The 26,734-nt window shown below is 50.8% G+C and carries 21 protein-coding genes and 1 pseudogene; 14 read left to right on the plus strand and 8 right to left on the minus strand.

The features are described from left to right. The first annotated feature begins 66 nt into the window (after positions 1-66). The 4 genes from H2P46_RS18330 (at position 67) to H2P46_RS18345 (ending at position 3,511) form a co-directional block, all read left to right on the plus strand. On the plus strand, positions 67-462 hold the full coding sequence (locus H2P46_RS18330; protein ID WP_193406299.1) for a polyketide cyclase: 396 nt from the start codon (positions 67-69) through the stop codon (positions 460-462). A gap of 432 nt (positions 463-894) precedes the next feature. Further along, positions 895-1,161, plus strand: a complete 267-nt coding sequence (locus H2P46_RS18335; RefSeq protein ID WP_193406300.1) for a hypothetical protein — start codon at positions 895-897, stop codon at positions 1,159-1,161. Positions 1,162-1,242: 81 nt separating this feature from the next. Next, the gene (locus H2P46_RS18340) at positions 1,243-1,887 is read left to right on the plus strand and encodes an oligosaccharide flippase family protein (RefSeq protein ID WP_193406358.1); all 645 of its coding nucleotides are present in this window, start codon (positions 1,243-1,245) and stop codon (positions 1,885-1,887) included. A gap of 1,006 nt (positions 1,888-2,893) precedes the next feature. Further along, a complete protein-coding gene (locus H2P46_RS18345) occupies positions 2,894-3,511 on the plus strand; it encodes a trimeric intracellular cation channel family protein (RefSeq protein ID WP_193406301.1) in 618 nt (205 codons plus the stop codon). Here the strand turns inward: H2P46_RS18345 and ligB are convergent. After that, positions 3,449-5,188 carry an NAD-dependent DNA ligase LigB gene (gene ligB, locus H2P46_RS18350; protein ID WP_193406302.1) on the minus strand — a complete coding sequence of 580 codons (1,740 nt, stop codon included), beginning with the start codon at positions 5,186-5,188 and terminating at the stop codon, positions 3,449-3,451. The genes H2P46_RS18345 and ligB overlap by 63 nt on opposite strands. 239 nt (positions 5,189-5,427) lie before the next feature. Here ligB and gmk point away from each other — a divergent pair, with 239 nt between their 5' ends. The 7 genes and pseudogenes from gmk (at position 5,428) to H2P46_RS18385 (ending at position 14,541) form a co-directional block, all read left to right on the plus strand. Beyond that, complete coding sequence (gmk, locus tag H2P46_RS18355) at positions 5,428-6,051, plus strand: guanylate kinase (protein WP_193406359.1); 624 nt, start codon at positions 5,428-5,430, stop codon at positions 6,049-6,051. A gap of 54 nt (positions 6,052-6,105) precedes the next feature. After that, complete coding sequence (gene rpoZ, locus H2P46_RS18360; protein ID WP_193406303.1) at positions 6,106-6,381, plus strand: DNA-directed RNA polymerase subunit omega; 276 nt, start codon at positions 6,106-6,108, stop codon at positions 6,379-6,381. Between the two features lie 20 nt (positions 6,382-6,401). Continuing rightward, positions 6,402-8,507 carry a bifunctional GTP diphosphokinase/guanosine-3',5'-bis pyrophosphate 3'-pyrophosphohydrolase gene (gene spoT, locus H2P46_RS18365; RefSeq protein WP_193406304.1) on the plus strand — a complete coding sequence of 702 codons (2,106 nt, stop codon included), beginning with the start codon at positions 6,402-6,404 and terminating at the stop codon, positions 8,505-8,507. A gap of 3 nt (positions 8,508-8,510) precedes the next feature. Continuing rightward, positions 8,511-9,206 (plus strand): tRNA (guanosine(18)-2'-O)-methyltransferase TrmH, encoded by a 696-nt coding sequence (gene trmH, locus H2P46_RS18370; RefSeq protein WP_193406305.1) that lies wholly within the window; start codon positions 8,511-8,513, stop codon positions 9,204-9,206. After that, positions 9,203-11,281 carry an ATP-dependent DNA helicase RecG gene (recG, locus tag H2P46_RS18375; protein ID WP_193406306.1) on the plus strand — a complete coding sequence of 693 codons (2,079 nt, stop codon included), beginning with the start codon at positions 9,203-9,205 and terminating at the stop codon, positions 11,279-11,281. The genes trmH and recG overlap by 4 nt, the downstream gene beginning before the upstream one ends. 89 nt (positions 11,282-11,370) lie before the next feature. After that, positions 11,371-12,743: pseudogene (locus tag H2P46_RS18380) on the plus strand (nucleobase:cation symporter-2 family protein). 118 nt (positions 12,744-12,861) lie between these two features. Further along, positions 12,862-14,541: an AsmA family protein gene (locus H2P46_RS18385; RefSeq protein WP_193406307.1), complete on the plus strand. Its 1,680-nt coding sequence runs from the start codon at positions 12,862-12,864 to the stop codon at positions 14,539-14,541. A 38-nt stretch (positions 14,542-14,579) separates the two neighbouring features. Here the strand turns inward: H2P46_RS18385 and fabY are convergent, their stop codons facing one another. The 5 genes from fabY to typA form a co-directional block, all read right to left on the minus strand. After that, a complete protein-coding gene (gene fabY / locus H2P46_RS18390; protein WP_193406308.1) occupies positions 14,580-15,527 on the minus strand; it encodes a fatty acid biosynthesis protein FabY in 948 nt (315 codons plus the stop codon). A 59-nt stretch (positions 15,528-15,586) separates the two neighbouring features. After that, complete coding sequence (dtd, locus tag H2P46_RS18395; RefSeq protein ID WP_193406309.1) at positions 15,587-16,024, minus strand: D-aminoacyl-tRNA deacylase; 438 nt, start codon at positions 16,022-16,024, stop codon at positions 15,587-15,589. An 11-nt stretch (positions 16,025-16,035) separates the two neighbouring features. Continuing rightward, positions 16,036-16,890: a virulence factor BrkB family protein gene (locus H2P46_RS18400; protein WP_193406310.1), complete on the minus strand. Its 855-nt coding sequence runs from the start codon at positions 16,888-16,890 to the stop codon at positions 16,036-16,038. Between the two features lie 3 nt (positions 16,891-16,893). After that, on the minus strand, positions 16,894-17,490 hold the full coding sequence (yihX, locus tag H2P46_RS18405) for a glucose-1-phosphatase (protein WP_193406311.1): 597 nt from the start codon (positions 17,488-17,490) through the stop codon (positions 16,894-16,896). Between the two features lie 237 nt (positions 17,491-17,727). Then, positions 17,728-19,551 (minus strand): ribosome-dependent GTPase TypA, encoded by a 1,824-nt coding sequence (gene typA, locus H2P46_RS18410; RefSeq protein ID WP_193406312.1) that lies wholly within the window; start codon positions 19,549-19,551, stop codon positions 17,728-17,730. Between the two features lie 435 nt (positions 19,552-19,986). On the opposite strand from typA, the gene glnA reads away from it, so the two are divergent. The 3 genes from glnA (at position 19,987) to glnG (ending at position 24,002) form a co-directional block, all read left to right on the plus strand. Then, complete coding sequence (gene glnA, locus H2P46_RS18415; RefSeq protein WP_193406313.1) at positions 19,987-21,396, plus strand: glutamate--ammonia ligase; 1,410 nt, start codon at positions 19,987-19,989, stop codon at positions 21,394-21,396. Positions 21,397-21,535: 139 nt separating this feature from the next. Then, on the plus strand, positions 21,536-22,585 hold the full coding sequence (gene glnL / locus H2P46_RS18420; protein WP_193406314.1) for a nitrogen regulation protein NR(II): 1,050 nt from the start codon (positions 21,536-21,538) through the stop codon (positions 22,583-22,585). Positions 22,586-22,592: 7 nt separating this feature from the next. Then, positions 22,593-24,002: a nitrogen regulation protein NR(I) gene (gene glnG, locus H2P46_RS18425; protein WP_193406315.1), complete on the plus strand. Its 1,410-nt coding sequence runs from the start codon at positions 22,593-22,595 to the stop codon at positions 24,000-24,002. A gap of 48 nt (positions 24,003-24,050) precedes the next feature. Here the strand turns inward: glnG and hemN are convergent, their stop codons facing one another. Together hemN and yihI are read right to left on the minus strand one after the other, a co-directional pair. Then, positions 24,051-25,424, minus strand: coding sequence for an oxygen-independent coproporphyrinogen III oxidase (gene hemN / locus H2P46_RS18430; RefSeq protein WP_193406316.1), 1,374 nt, complete (start codon positions 25,422-25,424; stop codon positions 24,051-24,053). A 234-nt stretch (positions 25,425-25,658) separates the two neighbouring features. Beyond that, a complete protein-coding gene (gene yihI / locus H2P46_RS18435; protein ID WP_193406317.1) occupies positions 25,659-26,180 on the minus strand; it encodes a Der GTPase-activating protein YihI in 522 nt (173 codons plus the stop codon). Between the last annotated feature and the right edge of the window lie 554 nt (positions 26,181-26,734).

A 26,734-nucleotide genomic window follows, 5' to 3' on the forward strand; every position in this document is an offset into this window, starting at 1 on the left:
TTGTGACATTTTCCCTTTATCCTCCTCATGCTTTAATGGCTTTTTCTGTCCGTGTCAGGAGATACCATGCTGCCCTCACAAACCATTAGCATCACTATCGCGCGTAACTGGTTAGATCTTTATGAAACTATCTGGAAGCCGGAATTTTTTTCCAGATGGGCTACTGGATTATGCAGCGGCACGCCGGAACCGGAGGGTAATCATTGGCGGGCGCGAGGACCATCCGGTAACGTCAGGATTCGCTTCACCTCTCATAACCCATTCGGGGTGATGGATCACTGGGTAGACAGCGGAACAGGCAAAGAACTTTACATACCGATGCGGGTAATCGCCAACGCGCACGGCGCAGAAGTGCTGAGCACGGTTTACTGTCTGCCATTAATGTCTGATGAAAAATTTTCACAATCTATTCAACAAATTAAGCAGGATCTTGCGCAACTTAATACGATTCTTACTCAATAAAACCAGTTGGCTATGCGTTTCCAGTCTTGAATTTTCTCTGGTTGTTAATAAAAAAAATTCAATTTTTTAACTTAAAAATGCATTAACACATCATCAGTCTTACCTTCTGTTTTTCACCCTCTCGCCAGTTCTGCTTAAGCATGGACGCCCGGAAAATTCCTGGCGTTCCTGCCCATGATGTAAACCGCATCGTTTGATTTGGCGTGCTTTTTCATATTTTATGAAAAGGAACCTCTTCCTTTAACGTTAAAAATCCCCACAAAATTTAATAAAGGATTTTTATAGTAATTAATAAATAGCATGAATAGCGTGAAACCATTTTTTCCTGAGTTTGCGCAATCAGAATTTTCTTATGGTGTTAATTTAAATAAAAAACGGTATAAATCATTTCACACACAGCAATATCCATAAAAATAACAGCAGGAAATAATAATGGACCGCTCAACCTATCCTTTGTTAACAGAAAAAGAGTTTGTTGAGATAGCCGGAAGGATGCTGGCAGGAGACTACACAACTACAACAGGATTTATTCGTGATTTGTCAGATTTTTTGTTAACTGCAGGAGACTCTGCCATTACACGAAATCGTGAATATTCCAGGGATATTTATTTTTTATCTGAGCACCATTTGATTGAATCAATAATAACATGGCAAGCCTGGCAAGGTATTTCAGGACTTCGGCCAGAAAAATTGCACTAATTTACGGTGTCACGGCAATCACAGCTTGCCGTGACACAAAGAATAACTCCGCACTGGTACATGTACCATAACGAGCATATGATGGCGATACGAGAAAGAAATCTCACAAGTGCAAAATGGTCACTTCTCTCTTCTATTAAAATAATTGGCATTGGCGTATTACAACTTTCTTTATTAGCACAAATTCTACAGGCGAATGAATTAAACCTGCTTGCCATTGCTGTTACTGGATTACTGGCTATCGATACGCTGGCTGACCGCGGCTTTTCTAACTCGCTCATTCGCCATCGTATGTTGTCGATAAACGATCTTTCAACCCTGTACTGGGGCAATATGCTGCTGGGCGTGTTAATTTGTGCCGTGTTGTTTCTCGGCGGCGATTTGTTGAACCGCATGTTTAACCAGCCCGAACTGGCAGTCATGCTAGAGATGGTTTCAGTGATATTTATTATTATCCCACAGGGTCAGCATTATCGTGCAATTTTACAGCGTGAGAAACAATATACCCGCATTGCTTTTACTGAAACATCGTCAGTATTAGCAGGGCTTGGTGTAACATTATTTACTGTTTGGTTAACACCCTCGGTATTATGCGCAATCTGGGGTTACATGGCGATGGCCTCAATACGTATGTTGATCTATTGCTACTACGGTCGTTCATGGTTCCAGCCTGAATACCGTTTTAGCCTAAAGTCATTTTCTCAAATTCGCGCAAGAAACGGATAATAAAAGCAAGTCTGTATGGTGGGCTCTGGGCATCTAAACGATGCGTTCGCGTGCTGTTAATCAGCACGCTTTTTCTTTTTACCCCTGGTTGATGTCGGAGTATGAGGCTTTTCACAGCGCTACGTTTTTAATTCAGCTAAGACCATTCCAGCCTGTTAATCCTATAAAAATCCTCGATTTTTCTTGCCGCGATGTTTAGTCAACGTAAAAGCTTTAACTTATAAGCCTTAACCATTTTATCGATCACGCTTAATACCTTGTTACTCCCCCTTACTGCAGGCTTATGTCATAAGCGGTACATTAGTGAGCTGGTGGTCTGGTAAAAACGACTCAACCTTCCTTCTGACTCGGCAGCACATTGGCCTTAACAGCATTTTTTGACATCCCGCCGCAAGGGTAATGTTCGAATCAAGAAAATCTTTCCCTGCGAAAATTGGCTTATATCGTCTGGAAATAGCCGATATGTCAGGCAACTAATCGCATTGCGGGAAATGCGTATGCAGTTTATACGTTATGTTAACGTGGCTATGAGCGATATATTTGCATAAAAATGAAGGTTACCCGTCAAGGCTGGCGTAAATAGCGTTATATAAACGCATCGTTTAACGATCAGTTTACGCCAGCAGCACGAGAGAAACCGACGCAGGCGCGTTGGTGTACTGACAGCCGCAAAGCGATCTGAAAAACCGGGTGTATCATTTTTCATTCGTTTGCTGGAAACATGATGATGCAAGCCAAAGGATGGATCGTCAGCCAAACGCTGTATCTGTGAGCAATACATTAAACGCCTGGCTTAATTTGCCTATACGCCATAACCTTCCCTCCTTATCAAACATACAATTTTTTTAAGCCAATGCAGATACGGAGATGTTTATCTCGTTAAATTTAAAAATATTTTTTGCTTTTTGCATAAGAAAATTTTAATCATTTCATTAAATGCCAAAAAAATCAGTAGCTGTTAAGTAGTGAACGCCGTAGCCTTGCCGCCGGCTTTCTGGAGCCCGTTATGTTACTTACTGTTCTTTATATTATTGGTATTACGGCAGAAGCGATGACCGGTGCGCTTGCTGCCGGAAGACGAAAAATGGATCTGTTTGGCGTGATAATCATCGCTTCCGTAACTGCCATTGGCGGCGGCTCGGTACGCGACATTCTGCTGGGCCATTATCCGCTCGGATGGGTCAAACATCCTGAATATATTATGATTGTTGCCACCGCTGCGGTAGTGACGACAGTGGTGGCACCGCTGATGACCCATTTACGTAAAGTGTTCCTGGTGTTGGACGCGCTTGGTTTAGTTGTATTTTCGATCATTGGTGCTCAGGTTGCGTTAGATACCGGTCACGCTATGATAATCGCTGCGATTAGTGCAGTGATTACCGGCGTATTTGGCGGTGTACTCCGCGATATGTTCTGCAACCGTATCCCGCTGGTTTTTCAGAAAGAGTTGTATGCAGGTATCGCGTTTGCTGCTGGCTGGATGTATATCTTGCTGTTAAAAACCCCGCTGCCGCATGAGGCCGTAGTCATTATTACGCTTCTGTTCGGTTTCCTGGCCCGCTTACTGGCGCTGCGTTTTCGACTCGGCCTGCCTATTTTCAATTATCCCCACCCCGAACACTGATGACGTTGCAGGTATACTTTGTTGCTGCAAAAAAGCGATAAGCGATCGCAGCCCGGTATCCTGCAACATGAAGACAATGCGCTGCGCTAATACCGCACCAATACCCGGCAACCTCTGCCATGCTTCTCTATCGCGCTGAAGCAATGTATCCCAGCTGTTATCCGTCAGCGCATCAAGCGCCTTGCGCGGCACTGGAATGCCTAATGCACTGATCCAGCGCCGTAAAGGTTGTTGCCGTGTCAGATTAAAGCTGCGCCAAATCTGCTGTGCCCGCTCGGAAGAAATCCCCGTGGCGGCAATTTGATCGGAAGTTAATGTCAGCCATGCAAACAGGTGTGTCACGTCAGGAATTTTCATCAAGCGCAGCCAGGTGCTGCGTTGCACCCCCGGAATATCCAGCACGGACTTTTGGCTGAGCCAGCTGAGTCTTGCCAGAAATTGCTTCTGACAATCAGGAGTCGGCTGATAACAGCTCAGCGGGGTGAAAGATGCTGCATCTGGCGGTTGCGGGTAATTACGCTCCGCCACCCGCCAGATCACACGCTCCAGCCGGGGAATGCCCTGTCCCGCCAGGCTGATAATAACCTGGTCTCCCGCGATGACATCGCGTTCGCGCCAGCTACGCAGCGAACCAATATTTACGCGCCTGACAGTTTTATCATCCAGTTGAACTGACTGCAGATTAAGCACCACCGCTATTTTTCCGGTTCGCCCAATCGAAAAATCAACGGAAAGCACCTCACTGCTGACTTCTGGTGGCTGATACTTCCAGGCTACCGCCCAGTCACCTTCTCCGGGTAACCAGTTTTTACCGGCAGGACGAGATGACTGATGAACGACCACGCCATCAGTGACAAACGGCAGCGGCGAACGGAACCAGCGTTCACGCCAGTCAGCAACGTCATCTTCATTCCTGACGCTTTTGCTCCACTCGCCCGCCAGGGTAAATCCCCATTGAGTAAGCTGGTGTAAACGATCCGCCATATCTGCTGGTCCGTCCGGCCAGCCCCAAATAAAAATGCCAATGTCGTTCAACAATGGGCTGGATTGTTTACTCATCATTGCGCCTGCAACCTGTGCCCTGGCATTTTTTCCACCAGCGCTGTCCTGTTGATGACCAGACATCTTCAAAAACAGTTCGCCCTGCAAAATGACTTCGTCTTGTTCGCTGTCAATATTTAGCGGAATGGCTGGGATCGATGCCGCCTTCATCAACCACTCTTCGCCGCGCAAGCCATCGCCACGACTGATAAGCGAAACCAGTTTTCCATGGCGGTATACAAGCGAAACAGCGACGCCATCTACCTTGGGCTGGACCCAGAGATCATTATGGTTCCGCATCCAGTACGCCACGGCTAACTTGTCGCGTAGCTTTTTTATACCGGTATGTGCGACAGGATGGAGTGTGGCACCACTGGAAGGGAGCTGTGGCTGGTAATCAGGCCCTTTAAAACACTGCTGCCATTGCGTTAGTCGGTATTGCAGACTGTCATAATCAGCATCAGTCACTGAATTAAGACCTTGTCGATAGTAGGCATCATCCCATTGGCGTAATTGCTGTTGCAGACTGCTGATTTCCTTATGCGCACGCATGGGTGTCCAGGCAGGACATACGGCACTTAAGGCGGGAAATGTGAGGGTTATTAGCGCCAAAAAAATTATAAAAATCCGTTTCATTCACTGTCTCCTGACGGTTTTCATCATTCAACGCTTTTATTTTTCATTTAACCAGGCGTGATGACCGGATATGAAGGATGCCACGCAGGCGTTCTCCTTCTGTTACATCATGAAAGCCTCTCGTTGCGCGCCGCTACGCAAAAATTTATCGCCACCGCTGCGCAAACGCTGCGTGCTGACAGTAAGCTGTGTATACTGTGCAGGAAATCGACTCCGCAATTATCCAGTTCAAGAAAACCATGGCTCAAGGCACGCTCTATATTGTTTCCGCCCCCAGTGGCGCAGGTAAATCCAGCCTGATTCAGGCACTGTTAAAGACACAGCCGCTTTATGATACGCAGGTGTCTGTTTCGCATACCACCCGCGGCATGCGACCAGGCGAAGCCCATGGCGAACACTATTTTTTCGTTGAAAAACATGAATTTGAGCAGATGATTGCTGAAGACGCTTTCCTCGAACACGCCAACGTGTTTGGCAATTATTACGGCACATCGCGCAAAGCAATTGAGCAAGTCCTTGCCACTGGCGTGGATGTTTTCCTTGATATTGACTGGCAAGGCGCACAGCAAATTCGTGCCAAAATGCCCAACGCGCGCAGCATTTTCGTGTTACCTCCGTCGAAAGACGAGCTGGATCGCCGCCTGCGTGGCCGCGGTCAGGACAGCGAAGATGTTATTACACGTCGCATGGCGCAGGCGGTGGCAGAAATGAGCCATTACGCCGAATACGATTATTTAATTGTGAATGATGATTTTGATCTGGCGCTGTCCGATCTGAAAACCATCATTCGCGCAGAACGTTTGCGCATGGCGCGTCAGAAGGCGCGTCATGATGCTTTAATCAGCAAACTATTGGCAGTCTGAATACAGTTTCAGTATGATGCCCAGTCATTTCTTCATCTGTGGAGTAGCACACCTATGGCACGCGTAACCGTTCAGGACGCAGTAGAAAAAGTTGGTAATCGTTTTGACCTGGTGTTGGTCGCTGCACGTCGTGCACGTCAGATGCAGGTAGGCGGTAAAGATCCGCTGGTTCCAGAAGAGAACGATAAACCGACGGTTATCGCACTGCGCGAAATCGAAGAAGGTTTGGTCACTAATCAGCTTTTGGATGTGCGTGATCGTCAGGAACAGCAAGAGCAGGAAGCCGCTGAATTACAAGCTGTTACCGCTATCGCTGAAGGTCGTCGTTAACAGCAAGCTGCAGGTCAACCTTGTATCTGTTTGAAAGCCTCAATCAACTGATTGAAAAATACTTGCCAGAGGAGCATATCAAGCGCCTCCAGCAAGCTTATCTTGTTGCGCGTGATGCCCACGAGGGACAGACACGCTCCAGCGGCGAGCCTTACATTACCCACCCGGTCGCTGTAGCCTGTATTCTGGCTGAAATGAAGCTCGACTATGAAACGCTCATGGCCGCGCTTTTACATGATGTAATCGAAGACACGCCCGCAACCTATCAGGATATGGAACAGCTGTTCGGCAAAAGTGTTGCCGAACTGGTGGAAGGCGTTTCAAAGCTGGATAAGCTGAAGTTCCGCGACAAGAAAGAGGCGCAAGCAGAAAACTTCCGCAAGATGATAATGGCGATGGTGCAGGATATTCGCGTCATTCTTATCAAGCTGGCTGACCGCACGCACAATATGCGCACGCTGGGTTCATTGCGCCCAGATAAACGTCGCCGCATTGCGCTGGAAACATTAGAGATTTACAGCCCTCTGGCCCACCGTCTGGGTATTCATCACCTTAAAACCGAACTGGAAGAGCTGGGCTTTGAAGCCTTATATCCTAATCGCTATCGGGTGATTAAAGAAGTCGTCAAAGCGGCGCGCGGTAATCGTAAGGAGATGATCCAGAAGATACTTTCTGAAATTGATGGTCGCCTGCAGGAAGCCGGTATTCCCTGCCGCGTCAGCGGCCGCGAAAAGCATCTCTATTCGATCTACCGCAAAATGCACCTGAAGGAGCAGCGATTTCACTCGATTATGGATATTTATGCCTTTCGCGTTATCGTGAAAGATCTGGATACCTGCTATCGCGTGCTCGGGCAGATGCACAGCCTGTACAAACCGCGTCCTGGACGCGTCAAAGATTACATCGCCATTCCCAAAGCTAACGGCTATCAATCGTTGCATACGTCAATGATCGGCCCACACGGTGTGCCGGTTGAAGTACAGATCCGTACAGAAGATATGGATCAGATGGCAGAAATGGGCGTCGCTGCGCACTGGGCTTATAAACAGGCGGGTGAAAGCGGAACTACTGCCCAGATCCGCGCTCAACGCTGGCTGCAAAGCCTGCTGGAACTGCAACAGAGCGCAGGCAGTTCATTTGAATTTATCGAAAGCGTGAAATCAGATCTCTTCCCGGATGAGATCTACGTGTTCACGCCTGAAGGACGCATCGTCGAATTACCGACCGGTGCCACGCCAGTGGATTTTGCCTATGCAGTACATACCGATATTGGCCATGCCTGCGTTGGCGCACGCGTTGATCGACAGCCTTATCCACTGTCTCAGCCGCTGAGCAGCGGTCAAACTATCGAAATCATTACCGCTCCGGGCGCGCGTCCGAATGCCGCCTGGCTCAATTTTGTCGTCAGCTCGAAAGCACGCGCCAAGATTCGTCAGCTTCTGAAGAATCTCAAACGCGAGGACTCAGTTAACCTTGGCCGCCGTTTGCTTAGCCACGCGCTCGGCGGCAGCCGCAAGCTGGCGGAAGTCCCTGCTGAGAACTTCAGGCAAGAGATCGATCGTATGAAGTTGACCTCGCTTGATGACTTGCTGGCAGAAATTGGTCTCGGCAATGCCATGAGCGTGGTGGTCGCGAAAAATCTGACGCAATCCGGTATGACGCCGCTAAGCAGCAGCAAGCGTGGCAAATTACCGATCAAAGGTGCCGATGGCGTGCTAATCACCTTTGCAAAATGTTGCCGTCCCATTCCGGGCGATCCGATTGTCGCGCACGTCAGCCCAGGAAAAGGGCTGGTGGTGCATCACGAATCATGTCGAAACATTCGCGGTTATCAGAAAGAACCGGAAAAATTCATGCCGGTTGAGTGGGACAAAGTTACCGAACAGGAATTTGTTGCTGAGATTAAGGTCGACATGTTCAATCATCAGGGGGCGCTGGCCAACCTGACAGCGGCAATTAATACTGCAGGTTCCAATATTCAAAGCCTGAATACCGAAGAGCGTGATGGCCGTGTTTATAGCGCCTTTATTCGCCTGACCGCGCGCGATCGCGTCCATCTGGCCAATATCATGCGTAAAATCCGCGTGATGCCAGATGTTATCAAAGTTCACCGCAACCGTAATTAGTGCATGAACGCTCAACGTTTTGCTCGTATTCAGGAAATGCTGGCCTTACGCCAGCACGATCTGACTGTCTGTATGGAACAGGTGCATAAACCACATAATGTATCAGCGGTGATCCGTACCGCCGATGCGGTTGGCATTCATGAAGTACACGCCGTTTGGCCAGGCCAACGTATGCGCACCCAGGCCTCATCTTCGGCAGGCAGTAATAGCTGGGTTAAAGTGGTCACGCATCGCAACATAAACGAAGCGGTAAAACAGCTAAAAGCCCAGAAGATGCAGGTGCTGGCAACCCACCTTTCTGACAGCGCCGTAGATTTCCGCGACATTGATTACACCAAACCGACCTGCATTTTGATGGGACAGGAAAAAACCGGCATTACCGCAGAAGCGCTGGCCCTGGCCGATCAGGACATCATTATTCCTATGGTCGGTATGGTACAGTCGCTCAATGTTTCTGTGGCTTCAGCCCTGATCCTTTACGAAGCACAGCGTCAACGACAGAACGCTGGCCTGTATCAGCGCGATTACAGCGTGCTGGATGAAACGGAACAGCAGCGCCTGCTGTTCGAAGGGGGTTATCCGGTCTTAGCCCGGGTAGCTAACCAGAAAGGTTTGCCTTATCCACACATCAATTCCCAGGGCGAAGTCGAAGCTGATTTTGGCTGGTGGGCCGCCATGCAAGCCAAAGGTAAAAAATGAAAGGCCGCCTGCTGGATGCCATTCCGCTCAGCATCCTGACCGGTGTCGGCGCCAGTCAGGCAGCGAAGCTGGCCAAAATGGGGTTGCACACCCTCCAGGATCTGTTGCTGCATCTGCCGCTGCGCTACGAAGATCGTACTCAACTTTATGCCATTGATGATTTGCTACCCGGTATCTGGGCTACGGTAGAAGGCGAAGTGCTGCACACCGATATTACGTTCGGGCGTCGCCGTATGATGGTTTGTCAGATTAGCGATGGCAGCGGCGTGTTAACAATGCGCTTCTTTAATTTCAATGCCGGTATGAAAAATGGCCTTGCGCCGGGCCGTCGTGTTACCGCTTATGGCGAAATCAAACGCGGACAGCGCGGCGCTGAAATTATCCATCCCGAATATCGTATCCAGGGTGAACACAGTAATGTAGCGCTGGAAGAAACGCTGACGCCGGTTTATCCCACTACCGAAGGCATTCGGCAAGCTACCTTACGTAACCTGACCGATCAGGCGTTAACTTTGCTGGAAAGCTGCCCCATTGCCGAACTTTTGCCGCAGGCATTAAGCGGTGGATTGATCAGCCTGCCAGATGCATTACGTACCTTGCATCGTCCGCCGCCGGATTTGAAACTCAGTGAACTGGAAGCCGGACGCCATCCTGCGCAGCGTCGCCTCATCCTTGAAGAACTTTTAGCGCACAATCTCAGCATGCTGGCAGTCCGCGCCGGGGCTCAGCGTTATTACGCCTTGCCCATGCCCGCCCGCCATAATTTAAGCGATCGGTTGCTAGCGGCGCTATCCTTCTCGCCCACCCACGCGCAAAAGCGGGTCGTCGCCGAGATTGAGCAAGATTTGGCGAATGATTTTCCGATGATGCGCTTAGTGCAAGGCGATGTCGGATCGGGTAAAACGCTGGTTGCCGCCTTATCTGCGCTCAACGTCATTGCTTACGGCAAGCAGGTAGCGCTGATGGCACCCACTGAATTACTGGCTGAACAGCATGCGAATAATTTCCGCCAGTGGTTTGCGCCGCTCGGCATTGAAGTTGGCTGGCTGGCAGGGAAGCAGAAAGGTAAAGCTCGTCAGGCGCAACAGGATGCGATAGCGCGTGGTGAGGTGGCAATGGTAGTCGGCACTCACGCCCTGTTCCAGGAGCAGGTGCAGTTTAACGGCCTGGCATTGGTGATTATTGATGAGCAGCATCGCTTTGGCGTTCATCAACGGCTGGCGCTGTGGGAGAAAGGCGAAGAGCAAGGCTTTCATCCGCATCAGCTGATTATGACTGCCACCCCCATTCCGCGTACCCTGGCGATGACTGCGTACGCCGATCTTGATACGTCCACCATTGACGAACTGCCCCCAGGCCGCACACCGGTAACCACGGTAGCGATTCCCGATAGCCGGCGCGATGAAATCATGGCCCGTGTCGAACACGCCTGTCGTGAAGGTCGTCAGGCATACTGGGTGTGTACGCTTATTGAAGAATCTGATTTGCTGGAGGCACAGGCAGCAGAAGCGAGCTGGGAAGCGTTGAAGGAGGCCTTGCCCAATTTAAATATTGGTCTGGTGCATGGCCGCATGAAGCCAGCAGAAAAACAGGCTGTGATGCAGGCTTTTAAGGCTAACGAGTTGCAATTGCTGGTTGCCACCACAGTTATAGAAGTCGGTGTTGATGTACCAAATGCCAGCCTGATGATTATTGAAAACCCGGAACGTTTAGGATTAGCCCAGCTGCACCAGTTGCGCGGTCGCGTAGGACGTGGCGCAGTCGCTTCACATTGCGTATTGCTCTATAAAGCGCCCCTCAGCAAAACCGCGCAGAAGCGTTTACAGGTGCTTCGCGACAGCAACGATGGCTTTGTTATTGCTCAATTCGATTTAGAAATTCGCGGCCCCGGCGAATTATTAGGCACACGTCAGACCGGCAATGCAGAATTTAAAGTGGCGGATCTGCTACGCGATCAGGCAATGGTGCCAGAAGTACAGCGTGTAGCGCGTCATCTCCACCAGCATTATCCTGAACAGGCCAGCGCCCTGATTGAACGTTGGTTGCCGGAAAATGCCCGTTATACCAATGTCTAATCTGTATTTTTATCGCCGCGAGGCAAACGATTGCTTTTGCCTCGCGGATGATTACAATCGCCACACTATTTTTCTGGGAACAGTAAAAGATGTCCACCAAGTCGCAGCAAAACCCCCTTCCCGCCAGCCAAAGTGAGCTGATTTATCGTCTTGAAGATCGTCCACCGCTGCCGCAAACGCTGTTTGCCGCTTGCCAGCATTTGCTGGCAATGTTTGTTGCGGTTATCACCCCTGCTCTGCTTATTTGTCAGGCGCTCGGTCTGCCCGCTCAGGATACGCAGCACATTATTAGCATGTCGCTTTTTGCTTTCGGCGTGGCATCAATCCTGCAAATCAAGACCTGGGGGCCCATCGGTTCCGGCTTGCTGTCGATTCAGGGGACCAGCTTTAACTTTGTCACACCGCTTATTATGGGCGGCATGGCGCTGAAAAATGGCGGCGCCGATGTGCCAACGATGATGGCAGCGCTGTTTGGTACGTTGATGGTAGCTCTTGCACCGAAATGGTTTTATCACGCGTATTGCATCTGGCGCGCCGCATCATTACGCCCCTGGTATCCGGCATTGTAGTGATGATTATCGGCCTTTCGCTGATTCAGGTCGGCTTGACTTCCATTGGCGGCGGTTTTGCCGCGATGAACGATCACAGCTTTGGCGCACCTAAGAATCTGTTGCTGGCAGGCGCAGTGCTGCTGGTGATCATTCTGCTGAATCGACAAAAAAATGCCTATCTGCGCGTGGCATCGTTGGTCATTGCCATGGCGGTTGGCTATTTGCTTGCCTGGACAATGGATATGCTGCCCCAGGTTTCAGCTCCCGCCAGCCAGCAGTTGATCGCTGTACCCAGCCCGCTTTATTACGGTTTAGGCTTTGACTGGAACCTGCTTATCCCGCTGATGCTGGTATTTATGGTAACGTCGCTGGAAACCATTGGTGACATAACCGCAACCTCTGATGTTTCTGAACAACCGGTCAGCGGCCCGCTTTATATGAAACGCCTCAAGGGTGGTGTGCTGGCAAATGGTCTGAATTCATTTGTTTCGGCGCTATTCAACACGTTTCCGAACTCCTGCTTTGGTCAAAATAATGGCGTAATCCAGCTGACCGGCGTGGCCAGCCGTTATGTGGGCTTTGTTGTCGCGCTGATGCTGATCGTGCTCGGCTTGTTCCCGGCTGTCAGCGGCTTTGTACAACATATTCCAGAACCGGTACTGGGTGGGGCAACCATTGTAATGTTCGGCACCATCGCCGCGTCTGGTGTGCGCATTGTTTCTCGTGAGCCGCTTAACCGGCGCGCCATTATGATTATTGCTCTGTCGCTGGCGGTTGGTCTGGGCGTTTCTCAGCAGCCGTTGATCCTTCAGTTTGCCCCTGCCTGGCTAAAAACCCTGCTTTCTTCCGGCATCGCAGCAGGCGGGATTACCGCTATTTTACTGAACCTGATTTTTCCCCAGGAAAAATAAGCCTTAAGGCAGGTTATAACCTGCCTGCTATTTATTCAGATTTACATCCAGCCGGTTGAGCTGTAACGGTATTTCAGGCATAACAACCTCTGACCGGATATAACTCGGGATGGATGCGATGAAATTTCTTGGAAAGTTTTTCCTCACCTTAGCGTTGCTGCTACTGCTCGGCCTGGTGATTATTTATATCTTGCTGCAGACACAATGGGGTGCGGGTTGGTTTAGCCGTTGGGTCAGTGATAAAACGGACTGGCATCTCTCCCTGAGCAAAATTGAGCACAATTTCTCTGCCCCTTCACATATCAGCCTTGATAATTTCAGCTTTGGCCATGATGGTCAGCCTGCGGTTTTGGTGGCAAAGCGGGTCGATCTAGGCCTGTCGCTGGTGCAATTTAGCGATCCCTTGCATTTTAGCAGCGTCGAATTACGCGACGGTGAAATTAACCTGGCAAACCTGACCTCAGGCAGTGCGCTGCCGGTTCAGGCAAATCGCCTGCAGCTTAACAATATGCGCATTGATAGCCCGAAAAGCACGCTGCCGCTATTTGCGCAGCAGGTTAATGGCGGCATTGTGCCATGGAAACCTACCTCCAGCGATATGCTGGGCCGCGATGCGCAGTTCCAGATGAGCGCCAGCACCATGACGCTAAACGGTGTGCCGGGCGAAAACGTATTAATTCAGGGCAGCGTGACGCAAGGCCGTCTGTTATTTAACAATATTGGCGTCGATCTGGCGCGCGGTTCGATGACCGGTAACGGTGAACGCGATGCGCAGGGCAACTGGAAGATTAACCAGCTGCGCCTGAACGACATTCGCCTGCAAACTGCCAGCAGCCTGAGAGATTTCCTGCAACCTTTACAGCGCGTGCCGTCTATTTCTGTTAAACGTCTGGATATGACCGATGCGCGTTTGCAGGGCCCGGACTGGGCGGTCACCGATCTCGACCTGACGCTGAAAAATGTCACCTGGAAAGGGGATGACTGGCAAAGCCAGGATGGATCGCTGGCAATGAATGCGGGTAACTTTATTCATGGCCGCTTCGAGCTAAACGATCCGATCGTTAATATGGATTTCTCGCCCCAAGGCGTGGCGCTAACTCAGTTCAGCTCACGCTGGGTCAATGGCGTCATTCGTGCCGACGGCAACTGGTCGCGTAGCGATAAGCGTCTGACTCTGAACAACCTGGCCATCGCCGGGCTGGAATATACCTTACCTGGCGACTGGCGTGACCGCTGGCAGGCCGCACTACCGGACTGGCTGGATAGTGTGTTAGTGACGCGTTTGACTTCAAATCGCAACCTGATCATCGATATTAATCCGTCGTTCCCGTTCCAGATGACATCACTGGACGGTAGCGGTGAAAACCTGTTGCTGGCGCAGCGGCATCAATGGGGCATCTGGGGCGGCAAAGTCAGTCTGACGGCGGCGGAAGCAACGTTTAATCGCACCGATTTACGTCATCCCTCCATTACCTTATCGGCTAACGATCAACACATTCAGGTGACTGAGTTGAGCGCCTTTAACGGGAAAGGTTTGCTGGAAGGCACCGCCAGCGTGGGACAGCAAGCGGCTCGTCCCTTATCGCTGAATCTGACCGGGCGCGCCGTTCCGGTAAACGTGCTGCAAAACTGGGGCTGGCCCGTACTTCCTCTGAACGGCGACAGTAATTTGCAATTACAGTTGAACGCTGCGCTAAAAGCGAATGCGCCGCTGCGTCCAACTGTGCATGGTAAGCTGTCGGTCACCACCGACAGCCAGCAGCTGCAGCAGACCATGCAGGCCGGCCAGCTAAGATAGCCAGAAGGGCCGAAATTTCGGCCCTTCTATAATTTACGTCAGTTGATACGAGCGCCTGAGCCACCTTCTTCCAGCGGCCCGTCAGGATCGGCGGGCAATACGATATAAACGCCTTCAAACACCGCGCCACATCCATCATCGCCAAACAATTCCACTTCCAGCTGCACACGTGCCTTACGACCGCGTGCCAGGCGATCGAGATCGCCACTCAACGAACCAAGATCGGCGGTAGCGCCGGGACGACCACTGATCGGATAGCTATAGCGAATATGCGCATCGGCGAGAATAATTGTGCCGCCTAAGTGCCGTTCGCGCAGCAACAGCCAAATTAAGCCCCAGCCGGTCAGCGTTGCCAGCGAGAATAAACTTCCCGCAAATAGCGTATGGTGCGGATTTTGATTGCCGGTTTCCGGCATGGTCGTAATGAATTTCTGCCCGGTATATTGCAGGATGCGCACCCCCATCTTTTCACTGAGCGGAATGTGTTCATACCACGCTTGCTGCAGTTGTCCGCACCAGTCGGCTCGATGCAGAATGTCATCTAGCGTAACCACCGGTTTGATCATCAAAAATTGACGTACCGGGGTAGTTTGAGGTGCCGTGATTTCACCCTGATTGACGTAACCCAGCTTGGCAAAGAACGCTACTGCATCTTCGCGGGCGCTACAGGTGACTCGTTTCACGCCTTCCTGACGCGCCACTGACTCCAGGGTCATCGCCACCAGCGTGCCTAAGCCTTTGCCCTGGACAGAGGGATGAACCGCCAGAAAGCGGATGGCGGCTTCGTTATCCGCATTGATATACAACCGACCGATGGCGACGGGATCGCCATGCTCATCCACGACCATTTGATGGTGTGCCAGAGCATCCCAGGCATCACGTTCCGAACCCTGCGGCTGGCGCAGCGGTTTTCGTAACATTTCCCAGCGGAACTGATAGTACATATCCAGTTCTTCCGCTGTTTGCGGCACACGAAGATGATACATAAAATGTTTCTCTCGTTCGGAGCTTGCGTGGCTGTTCCCTTGCCGCTCGGCTAACGACCTCACACCTGCAACCAAAACGATACAGGACCATCATTCACCAGCGCAACCTGCATATCAGCAGCAAAACGGCCATTTGCTGTGGTGACCGCCTGCTGACGGCAACAGTCGCTAAAGTATTCGTAAAGCCGTTCCGCTACAGCGGGCTCAGCTCCAGCGGAAAACGATGGCCGCATGCCTTTTTGCGTGTCTGCCGCCAGCGTAAACTGCGACACCACTAGCACGCTGCCGCCCGCCTGCTTGACGTTCAGGTTCATTTTGCCCTGCTCATCACTGAAAACACGATAGCCTAATACGCGTTCAGCGAGACGCTCTGCCCGCTTCTCGTCATCGCCCTTTTCAACGCCCAACAGAATCAGTAAACCTGCACCTATTTCCCCTGTCACAGCGTGATCGACGCTGACGCTGGCGCGTTGTACACGTTGAATCAAAGCAATCATACTTCCTCTCGTTATTTTTCTCGTTCTTGTTGTTTTAACTGGCGATAATCGCCCAGGGTGGCAGTAATTTCAGCGCCTAACAACACAATGCACCAGGTCCAGTACACCCAAAGAAACAGGATTGGGATCACGGCCAGCACGCCGTAAATCAACTGGTACGAAGGAAACATCGTAACATACAGAGCGAAGCCCTTTTTACCCAGTTCAAAAAGTGCACCGGCAACCAATGCACCAATCAGCGCATCGCGCGGCGGTATACGCCTGGTGGGCACAATGCTGTACAGCAACCAAAACGCAAACCACGACAGTAATAACGGAAAAATACGCAGCATCTGATCAATCAGGCTGGTTACACCGCTAACATTTACCCAGCGTAGCGACAGCAGATACGAGCTGATCGCCAGGCTAGCTCCCGCCAGTAGCGGTCCCAGTGTCAGGATCATCCAGTAGACGGCAAACGAATAGACCAGCGGACGCTTTTTATGACTACGCCAGATGGTATTGAGCGCGGAGTCGACCGAATGCATCAGCAGCAGCGCGGTGACAATCAAGCCGACTGCACCAACCGCCGTCATACGATTGACATTAGCCACAAACTGCTCCATATAACGTTGTAGCGTATTCCCAGCGGCAGGCATAAAGTTGGTGAAGATGAAGTTTTTTAGCTGAACGCTGACGTCAGAAAATACCGGAAAGGCCGCAAACAGCGCAAACACCACCGCTACCAGCGGCACCAGCGCCAGCAACGAAACGTAAGCCAGGTTCCCTGCCTGCGTTGTCATGTTGTCGTCGTTAATGCGCTTCCAAAGCAGCTTGAGCCACAGCCAGAAAGCATGTAGCCCAGGGCGGAATTGTCGTGACATCATGGCTTAGTGCTGGCTCGCAAACCAGTCCGGCACGGTTTTGCTGTCGGTTACCAATACGCTTTCAATGCCCAGCGCGCGCGCCGCTTCGATATTTTGTGCGTTGTCATCAAAGAATATTGCCTGATCGGCAGCGACACCTTCTGTATCCAGCACATGCTGGTAGATGCGCGCTTCCGGTTTACGCATACCTAAATTTTGCGACAGATAAAGCTTGTCCACCGCCTGCTGGACATCGGGATATTGCGTTGGCCAGAAAGCACAATGCAGCTTATTGGTATTAGACAAAATCACCACGCGATGGCCTTTGGCACGCAGCTTGTTCAATAACGCCAGGGTATCAGCCCGCACACCAACAAATAGCGCCTGCCAGCCCGCAGTGAATTGTTCATAACTCAGGGAGATCTCCAGCTTCTCGCACAGCGCAGCAGCAAACGCCTCATCGCTGATTTCACCGCGTTCGTGCTGCTCAAACTCCTCATCCATCCGGAAATGACTTTGCAGCGATGCCAGCGGTACACAACTTAAGTCGCTCCAGACGCCTAACACGCGGTTGAAATCAATGTCGATAATCACATTGCCTAAATCAAATATGTACAGCATAAAGCCTCCTTCTGTTCCCTGGATCATTCACTCTAGCGGCAAAAGGCAAGGCTGAACAGGCAACCTCCAAGAGAAAAGTTTGAAGTGGAAGCGGGTGCAAGAAAGCAATGAGCAAGCGCTACGCGGGTTATGTCCTTACTGGCGGGGAGGACTGAAACAGGGCAAAATTCAGATTATGGCAGGCGAAAAAAAACCCCGCAGTGCGAGGCTTTTTGCTGAGTAGCTGTAGCAGAAAAATTAAACTTCTTTGCTACCGCGTGAGGCGCGCTTACGCTCGTTCTCAGTCAGGTGACGTTTACGAATACGGACTGACTGTGGTGTCACTTCTACCAGTTCGTCATCATCAATGAACTCGATGGCCTGCTCAAGCGTCATCTTGACAGGTGGAACCAGTGTGGTGGCTTCGTCAGTCCCGGAAGCACGCATGTTAGTCAGCTTCTTACCGGTCAGACAGTTAACCGTCAGGTCGTTAGAACGGCTGTGAATACCGATGATCTGGCCTTCATAGACTTCCGCACCGTGACCCAGGAACAACTTGCCGCGATCTTGCAGACTGAACAGGGCAAATGCTACCGCTTTGCCCTGCCCGTTAGAGATCAGCACGCCGTTCTGACGCTGTCCCACTTCGCCCTGACGAATATCGTCGTAGTGGCTGAAGGTGGAATAAAGCAGACCAGTACCCGAAGTCATGGTCATGAATTCGTTACGGAAGCCGATCAGACCACGGCTTGGGATCACGTAGTCGAGACGTACGCGGCCTTTACCATCCGGATCCATGTTTTTCAGATCGCCTTTACGCTCACCCATGGCTTGCATTACCGAGCCCTGGTGCGTTTCTTCAATATCCAGCGTTACGTTCTCGAACGGCTCTTGTTTGCGACCATCGATTTCACGGAAGATAACTTTCGGACGAGATACCGCCAGTTCAAAACCTTCACGACGCATGTTTTCGATCAATACGGAAAGGTGCAGCTCACCACGACCTGATACGCGGAACGCGTCAGCGTCTTCGGTTTCTTCAACACGCAGCGCAACGTTGTGAACCAGTTCTTTATTCAGACGCTCAAGGATCTGACGTGAAGTCACGTACTTACCTTCTTTACCGCAGAACGGTGAGGTGTTGACGTTAAAAAACATGGTTACGGTTGGCTCATCAACGCTCAGCGCTGGCAGCGCCTGCACGTTTTGAGGATCGCAAATGGTGTCAGAGATGTTCAGCTCACCCAGGCCGGTAACCGCAACGATGTCGCCAGCTTCAGCCAGATCGGTATCAATACGCTCCAGACCAAGGTGGCCCAGCACTTTACCGACTTTCCCGTTACGGGTTTTGCCTTCGCTGTCGATAATAGTAACTTGCTGGTTTGGCTTAATTTTACCGCGCTTAATGCGGCCAATGCCGATCACGCCCAGATAGTTGTTGTAGTCCAACTGAGAAATTTGCATCTGCAGCGGCGCTTCAACTTCAACCTGTGGTGGAGAAACGTGGTCAACGATTGCCTGATACAGCGGAGTCATATCGTCTGCCATATCCGTGTATTCCTGACCCGCGATACCATTCAGCGCAGAAGCATAAATGATTGGGAAATCAAGCTGCTCGTCAGTGGCATCAAGATTTACGAACAGGTCAAAGACCTGGTCCACAACCCAGTCTGGACGAGCGCCAGGACGGTCAATTTTGTTGATAACCACAATCGGCTTCAGACCATGCGCGAACGCTTTTTTGGTCACGAAGCGGGTTTGCGGCATAGGGCCATCCATCGCATCTACAACCAACAGCACCGAATCCACCATGGACATAACGCGCTCAACTTCACCACCGAAGTCGGCGTGTCCTGGGGTATCAACAATGTTGATACGGTAGTCATTCCATTTAATGGCGGTGTTTTTTTCGAGGATGGTAAACCCCCGCCCTTTCTCCCAATCATTTGAGTCCATCACCCGCTCAGTAGCTTCGGTACGGGCGTCGAAGGTACCGGATTGTTGCAACAGTTTGTCAACCAGGGTGGTCTTTCCATGGTCAACGTGCGCGATAATGGCGATGTTACGCAAATTTTCGATCACAGCTTTGCCTCAGGCATTAGAAATAGCGCGCTATTGTACACGGATTAAGCGGAATACTGAACATGATCACACTTTTCACTGAAAGATTATTGCATTGACGGAAACTCGCACTGTTCCCGGTGTAGAAAATGCACTAAATTGGCAGATTGCACCAAATTAGTGCTTATATTTAAGCCTGTAGCACCAATTTAGTGCATATCATCCATAATGGTGCAGTCCGCCAAGCCTGCAAAATGCGTTACAGCGCGATTTAGCGCGATAAGATAAAGTTGGCACAGAATTCGCTTTATATGAATTAAGCAAAAACGACAGTTAGACAACGGTTGAAGAGCTTGCCGAGATCTGTTGGTTAGGGATGGATGTATCAAGAGACGCATTTCAGGCAACAAAGTTCTCTCACCATGTAGACAATGACCATTTCCAGGAGAGTTGAGTATGTCCGCTGAACACGTTCTCTCGATGATGAACGAGCATGAAGTTAAGTTTGTTGACCTGCGTTTTACCGATACCAAAGGTAAAGAACAGCACGTTACTATCCCTGCTCACCAGGTTAACGCTGACTTCTTCGAAGAAGGCAAAATGTTCGATGGCTCCTCCATCGGTGGCTGGAAAGGTATTAACGAATCAGACATGGTGCTGATGCCTGACGCGACCACAGCGGTAATGGATCCGTTCTTCGAAGATTCTACGCTGATCATCCGTTGTGACATCCTTGAACCAGGCACGATGCAGGGCTACGATCGTGACCCGCGCTCAATTGCAAAGCGCGCTGAAGATTTCCTGCGCTCTTCTGGCATCGCGGACACCGTGCTGTTCGGACCAGAACCCGAATTCTTCCTGTTCGATGACATCCGCTTCGGCTCTTCTACTTCCGGCTCACACGTTGCTATTGATGACATCGAAGCAGCATGGAATACCGGTAAAGAATACGAAGGCGGCAACAAAGGTCACCGTCCAGGTCTGAAAGGCGGCTACTTCCCGGTTCCACCCGTTGACTCATCACAGGACATCCGTTCTGCCATGTGTCTGACCATGGAACAAATGGGCCTGGTAGTAGAAGCGCATCACCATGAAGTGGCAACAGCCGGTCAGAACGAAGTGGCAACCCGCTTCAACACCATGACCAAAAAAGCTGACGAAATTCAGATCTACAAATATGTCGTGCATAACGTCGCGCACGCTTACGGCAAAACAGCCACCTTTATGCCGAAGCCAATGTTTGGCGACAACGGTTCAGGTATGCACTGCCATATGTCACTGTCTAAAGGTGGCGAGAACCTGTTCTCTGGCGATAAGTACGGCGGCCTGTCTGAAATGGCGCTGTTCTATATCGGCGGTGTGATTAAGCACGCTAAAGCGATTAACGCCCTGGCGAACCCAACCACTAACTCGTACAAGCGTCTGGTTCCAGGCTACGAAGCGCCGGTTATGCTGGCTTACTCAGCCCGTAACCGCTCGGCTTCCATCCGAATTCCGGTTGTTGCCAGCCCGAAAGCACGTCGTATCGAAGCACGCTTCCCGGATCCAGCGGCTAACCCATACCTGGCATTTACCGCTCTGCTGATGGCCGGCCTTGACGGCATCATCAATAAGATCCACCCAGGCGATGCCATGGACAAAAACCTGTATGACCTGCCGCCGGAAGAAGAAGCTGAGATTCCAAAAGTAGCCGGTTCACTGGAAGAAGCCCTGAACGCACTGAACGAAGACCGTGAATTCCTGACCCGTGGTGGCGTGTTCACTGACGACACGATTGACGCCTACATCGTCCTGCGCAAAGCAGACGATGACCGCGTTCGTATGACTCCACACCCAGTAGAATTCGAGCTTTACTACAGCGTTTAATCAATTTTAGGTTTTATGTTGCCGTGGAAACTTTCAGCCCATCTTCGGATGGGCTTTTTTCTCCGCGAATTCACCGCTTATACGCCTTAAATTTGGCTTAAAGACTACAATGCACTTAATTAGTGCAGAGGATCGCTGTATGGCAACTGGTTCGCTGCCCGATGCAGGGCAGATTCTCAATTCCTTAATCAACAGTATTTTGCTGGTGGATAACGGTCTGGTTATTCATTACGCCAATCCGGCAGCACAGCAATTACTGGCGCAAAGCTCTCGTAAATTGTTCGGCACGCCGTTACCTGAATTAACTGGCTACTTTTCGCTGAATATTGAGGTAATGCGCGAAAGTCTTGAGGCAGGCCAGGGATTTACCGACAGTGAAGTTACGCTGGTTGTGGATGGTCGTGCGCATATCATGTCGCTGACGGCGCAACGCTTGCCTGACGGCTTTATCCTGTTGGAAATGGCGCCGATGGATAATCAACGACGCCTCAGTCAGGAACAATTACAGCATGCCCAGCAGGTAGCCGCTCGCGATTTGGTTCGCGGTCTGGCGCATGAAATTAAAAACCCACTGGGAGGCTTACGCGGTGCTGCACAACTCTTGTCGCGCGCGCTGCCCGATCCCTCCCTGAATGAATATACCAAAGTCATTATTGAGCAGGCGGATCGGTTGCGAAACCTGGTGGATCGCCTGTTAGGGCCACAGCAGCCGGGCATGCACATAACCCAAAGCATTCATCAGGTCGCTGAGCGTGTAGTGAATCTGGTGTCGATGGAGTTGCCGGATAATATCTCGCTGGTGCGGGATTACGACCCCAGTCTACCGGAGTTGCCACACGACCCGGATCAAATCGAACAGGTCTTACTCAACGTCGTACGTAATGCGCTTCAGGCCTTGGGTGATGAAGGGGGGAAAATCATTATTCGCACCCGCACAGCCTTTCAGTTAACGCTGCACGGCACGCGCTATCGCCTTGTGGCACGCATCGATATTGAAGATGACGGCCCGGGTATTCCAGCCCAACTGCAGGATACGCTGTTTTATCCCATGGTAAGCGGACGCGAGGGCGGCACCGGCCTGGGCCTCTCAATCGCCCGTAGTCTGATCGATCAGCATTCAGGAAAAATAGAATTTAACAGTTGGCCTGGCCATACCGAATTCTCGATTTACTTGCCTATTCGCCAGTGAGGTTTCTATGCAACGAGGGATAGTCTGGATCGTCGATGACGATAGCTCCATCCGCTGGGTGCTTGAACGCGCGCTCACTGGAGCCGGTTTAAGCTGCGCCACGTTTGACAGCGCTAACGAAGTGTTGGATGCGCTTTCGACCAAAACCCCAGATGTTTTATTGTCAGATATTCGCATGCCGGGCATGGATGGGCTGACGCTGCTGAAACAGATTAAACAGCGTCATCCGATGTTGCCCGTAATCATCATGACCGCGCACTCCGATCTGGATGCGGCCGTCAGTGCTTACCAGCAAGGTGCGTTTGATTACCTGCCAAAACCCTTCGATATTGATGAAGCGGTCGCGCTGGTCGAACGTGCAATCAGCCATTATCAGGAACAGCAGCAGCCGCGTAATCAGCCCGTTAGCGGACCGACCACCGATATTATTGGTGAAGCACCAGCGATGCAGGACGTCTTTCGCATTATTGGTCGGCTGTCCCGCTCGTCAATTAGCGTGCTGATTAACGGTGAATCGGGTACCGGTAAAGAACTTGTGGCGCATGCGCTGCATCGTCACAGCCCGCGAGCCAAATCTCCGTTTATTGCATTAAATATGGCGGCCATTCCCAAAGATTTGATTGAGTCAGAGCTATTTGGCCACGAAAAAGGGGCCTTTACCGGCGCAAATCAAATTCGCCAGGGCCGTTTTGAGCAGGCCGATGGCGGCACGCTGTTTTTAGATGAAATCGGCGATATGCCTTTAGATGTGCAAACCCGCTTACTGCGTGTATTAGCGGATGGCCAGTTTTATCGCGTAGGTGGATATGCACCCGTGAAGGTCGATGTACGCATCATTGCAGCAACGCATCAGAATCTTGAGTTACGCGTGCAGGAAGGTAAATTCCGTGAGGACTTATTTCACCGCCTGAATGTGATTCGCGTTCATTTGCCGCCATTGCGCGAACGCCGCGAAGATATTCCACGCCTGGCGCGTTATTTCTTACAGATTGCCGCACGTGAACTGGGGGTTGAAGCGAAAATCCTGCATCCTGAAACCGAAACAGCGCTGACGCGTCTGCACTGGTCAGGTAACGTGCGCCAGCTTGAGAATACCTGCCGCTGGTTAACGGTGATGGCGGCGGGCCAGGAAGTACTGATTCAGGATTTACCCGCAGAGCTGTTCGAATCCAGCACGCCAGAAAATCCCGTTCAGTCGCTACCTGATAGCTGGGCAACCCTGCTGGCGCAATGGGCCGATCGCGCCCTACGTTCCGGTCATCAAAACCTGCTGTCAGAAGCACAACCGGAGATGGAACGCACGCTGCTCACTACCGCGCTGCGACATACGCAAGGTCACAAACAGGAAGCCGCACGTTTGCTGGGTTGGGGACGAAATACGCTGACGCGCAAACTGAAAGAACTCGGCATGGAGTAGTGTAGAGATAAACGGCCGGCGCATAATTTTTGTTCCGGCCGTTTTGCTTTATATAACGCGAGAAAATTGCTGCTGACGTGCTTTCTGGCGCAGATACACATCAAAGCACATACAGATATTACGAATCAGTAAACGCCCCGTTCCCGTCACATACAGGCCCGTTGCGCTTTGCTCCACCAGCCCATCGGCAATCAGTGGTTTCAGGAGCGCCAGATCCTCCGCGAAATAGTCGCTAAAACGAATATCCCATTGCGCTTCTACCGTTTTAAAATCTAATGAGAAATTGCAGATCAGCTGTTTAATCACGTCGCGACGTAAGTTGTCATCTTCGCTTAGCGTCAGGCCACGCCATAAACCATGCCCTTTACGGGTCACGTTTTCATACCACGCGTTTAGCGCTTTTTGATTTTGCGCATAGCTGTCGCCGATCATGCTAATCGCTGATACGCCAAGCCCAAGCAGATCGCTGTCTCCCTGGGTGGTGTAGCCCTGAAAATTGCGGTGAAGAAGGCCAGCACGTTGAGCGATTGCCAGCTCATCCTGCGGCTTTGCAAAATGATCCATACCAATGAACTGATACCCTTGCTGCGTCAGCGTCGCGATAGTGTCATGCAGAATAATCAGTTTTTGCTGCGCTGTAGGTAGCTCCTCATCTTTAATTTTGCGCTGGGCAGCAAACAGTGCAGGCATATGGGCGTAATTAAAGACGCTAAGACGATCGGGACTCAGGTCGATAACGCGTTTTAAGGTATAAGCGAAGCTGTCTGGCGTTTGTAGCGGCAAGCCATAAATCAGATCGATACTGGTTGAGCTAAAGCCTTGCTGACGTGCTCTTTCCATCAGACCGAAGATGACGTCCTCGTCCTGTACGCGGTTGATACGTTCCTGCACCGCTTTATTGAAGTCCTGTACGCCCATACTTAATCGACTGAAGCCCAGCGCACGTAAATGATCGATGACGTCCAGCGCAATTTCGCGGGGATCAACCTCGATCGACATTTCTGCATCATCCGCTACGTCAAAGTGTTGCTTCAGCAAGGTAACCAGACGGGTAATTTGTGCTTTATTCAGAAACGTTGGCGTACCGCCTCCCCAGTGCAGCTGAGTCACTCGGCGCTGACGGAATAACGGCGCGCGTTGGCAGATTTCTTGTTCTAACACATCCAGATAGCGATCAGCCTTGTGTAGCTGGCGCGTCACAATTTTATTGCAGCCGCAGAAGTAGCAAAGTCGGTGGCAAAACGGAATATGGACGTAGAGCGATAATGGGCGATCGGGGTAGCGTATCACCGCACGCTGGAAATCGGCTTCAACGTAGCTTTCACTGAACTCCAGCGCGGTGGGATAGGAGGTATAACGCGGACCGGCATAATTGTATTTTTCAATTAACGCCTGCTCCCACTTAATCTGCTGCGATGACATGCTTACTCCTTCCGGTGACGTCGTCTGATAGAAGGTCGCGATGCAGAAGAGGAGAAAGATGAGCGGGTTGAAACCCGACGTATACGTTGCTTCAAACGCGACAGGCGTCGTAGTTTAATCAATAACCACAGTAGATAACATGTCAGTAGCAGCGCGAAAATTGATCCAGGCCAAAGCATTATTGTTTATCTGCTAAGTACGGCATGCGTTTTCACGCATGCCGATCAAAAAGATTCAGCTACCTTTCAGCAGACGATACATATCTTCTTCGGCCTGCTCATCTTCGTCGTCATCCATGGCGATACCTAACTGCTCCATCAGCTCGTCAATACGATCCAGCGCCGCATCTAACCAGCCTTGATCTTCGGCGGACAACGTTTCGCCACTTTCAAGACGATCAAGCAGATTATCCAGGCGAGGATCATTTTCCAGCTTCGCCAGCTCTTCTTCGGGAGTCAGACGGGCTTTCTCAACCGCAGATTTGGCTACGGCTTTTTTAACTTTAGCCGGTGCGGTTTGGTCTTCAGCAACTAAAGCAATCGGCTTTTTGCTGCCGATACGCGGATCTTTGACGGTATCGTTCTGGCGTCCGCCTTTACTGGTCCTGGTTTCGGGATTGGCACGACTGCCTGACGCATGGCCGCGATGCTTTTTATCGCGTTTGCGGTCACGTGCTTCCATGTTTATTTCTTCACGCGATTTGCGTTTGGCCCTGGCGGCAGGTTTGCCGTTCGCAGCTCGTGCAGGTTGCTTCATAGTGTTTTATCTCAGCGTTTTTTATTCAGTATAGAATTGCGGCGAAATCTAGCAGAAAGCAGGCAAAGAAAAAAGGCGACAGCTCAAGCTGTCGCCTTATTTCACACCTTCATGTGAAGGAATCGTGTTTTAAATCCTTTTTGGCTGGTAACGTCCCGGTTAATCCTGCGCCTGCTCAACGCCTGAGCCTCTCCTTTTCCTTGTCTGGCCCGCAATCCCTGGCCATTTCCCCTCCTTCGCTCTTCATCATCCTGAGTTCCCTGAGCGCATCATCCTGATGGGTGCTGCCATGCACTGCTCAATAATGTAGTCCAATTAGTAAAACCCTCAAGCCAGACTTATTTACTATTTTTGCGAAAAGTTCAATTTTTTTATTTAATGCATTGAATAGTAAGTTAATTTTATTTTTAAAAATAAAATAAAAGACGACATAACTACCATTATTTATGGCAAATATCTTACAAAAGCGTGAGAAAAGACATCATTGAGTACTTTAGCGCCATAACGCGTATAATCAGCGCTATTGCCTGAATACGTATTTTTGGAGTGTTACC

The organism is Mixta mediterraneensis (assembly GCF_014946725.1).
Taxonomy (GTDB): Bacteria; Pseudomonadota; Gammaproteobacteria; order Enterobacterales; family Enterobacteriaceae; genus Pantoea; species Pantoea mediterraneensis.

Excerpts from the sequence above, each read along its gene's own strand:
- yihI (WP_193406317.1), bottom strand. The coding sequence starts at position 26,180 with ATGAAGCAACCTGCACGAGCTGCGAACGGCAAACCTGCCGCCAGGGCC.
- fabY (WP_193406308.1), bottom strand. The coding sequence starts at position 15,527 with ATGTATCATCTTCGTGTGCCGCAAACAGCGGAAGAACTGGATATGTAC.
- H2P46_RS18400 (WP_193406310.1), bottom strand. The coding sequence starts at position 16,890 with ATGATGTCACGACAATTCCGCCCTGGGCTACATGCTTTCTGGCTGTGG.
- glnL (WP_193406314.1), top strand. The coding sequence starts at position 21,536 with ATGGCAACTGGTTCGCTGCCCGATGCAGGGCAGATTCTCAATTCCTTA.
- gmk (WP_193406359.1), top strand. The coding sequence starts at position 5,428 with ATGGCTCAAGGCACGCTCTATATTGTTTCCGCCCCCAGTGGCGCAGGT.
- H2P46_RS18385 (WP_193406307.1), top strand. The coding sequence starts at position 12,862 with ATGAAATTTCTTGGAAAGTTTTTCCTCACCTTAGCGTTGCTGCTACTG.
- hemN (WP_193406316.1), bottom strand. The coding sequence starts at position 25,424 with ATGTCATCGCAGCAGATTAAGTGGGAGCAGGCGTTAATTGAAAAATAC.
- recG (WP_193406306.1), top strand. The coding sequence starts at position 9,203 with ATGAAAGGCCGCCTGCTGGATGCCATTCCGCTCAGCATCCTGACCGGT.
- H2P46_RS18335 (WP_193406300.1), top strand. The coding sequence starts at position 895 with ATGGACCGCTCAACCTATCCTTTGTTAACAGAAAAAGAGTTTGTTGAG.
- H2P46_RS18340 (WP_193406358.1), top strand. The coding sequence starts at position 1,243 with ATGGCGATACGAGAAAGAAATCTCACAAGTGCAAAATGGTCACTTCTC.
- H2P46_RS18330 (WP_193406299.1), top strand. The coding sequence starts at position 67 with ATGCTGCCCTCACAAACCATTAGCATCACTATCGCGCGTAACTGGTTA.
- yihX (WP_193406311.1), bottom strand. The coding sequence starts at position 17,490 with ATGCTGTACATATTTGATTTAGGCAATGTGATTATCGACATTGATTTC.
- glnG (WP_193406315.1), top strand. The coding sequence starts at position 22,593 with ATGCAACGAGGGATAGTCTGGATCGTCGATGACGATAGCTCCATCCGC.
- ligB (WP_193406302.1), bottom strand. The coding sequence starts at position 5,188 with ATGAAACGGATTTTTATAATTTTTTTGGCGCTAATAACCCTCACATTT.
- trmH (WP_193406305.1), top strand. The coding sequence starts at position 8,511 with ATGAACGCTCAACGTTTTGCTCGTATTCAGGAAATGCTGGCCTTACGC.
- glnA (WP_193406313.1), top strand. The coding sequence starts at position 19,987 with ATGTCCGCTGAACACGTTCTCTCGATGATGAACGAGCATGAAGTTAAG.
- H2P46_RS18345 (WP_193406301.1), top strand. The coding sequence starts at position 2,894 with ATGTTACTTACTGTTCTTTATATTATTGGTATTACGGCAGAAGCGATG.
- rpoZ (WP_193406303.1), top strand. The coding sequence starts at position 6,106 with ATGGCACGCGTAACCGTTCAGGACGCAGTAGAAAAAGTTGGTAATCGT.
- dtd (WP_193406309.1), bottom strand. The coding sequence starts at position 16,024 with ATGATTGCTTTGATTCAACGTGTACAACGCGCCAGCGTCAGCGTCGAT.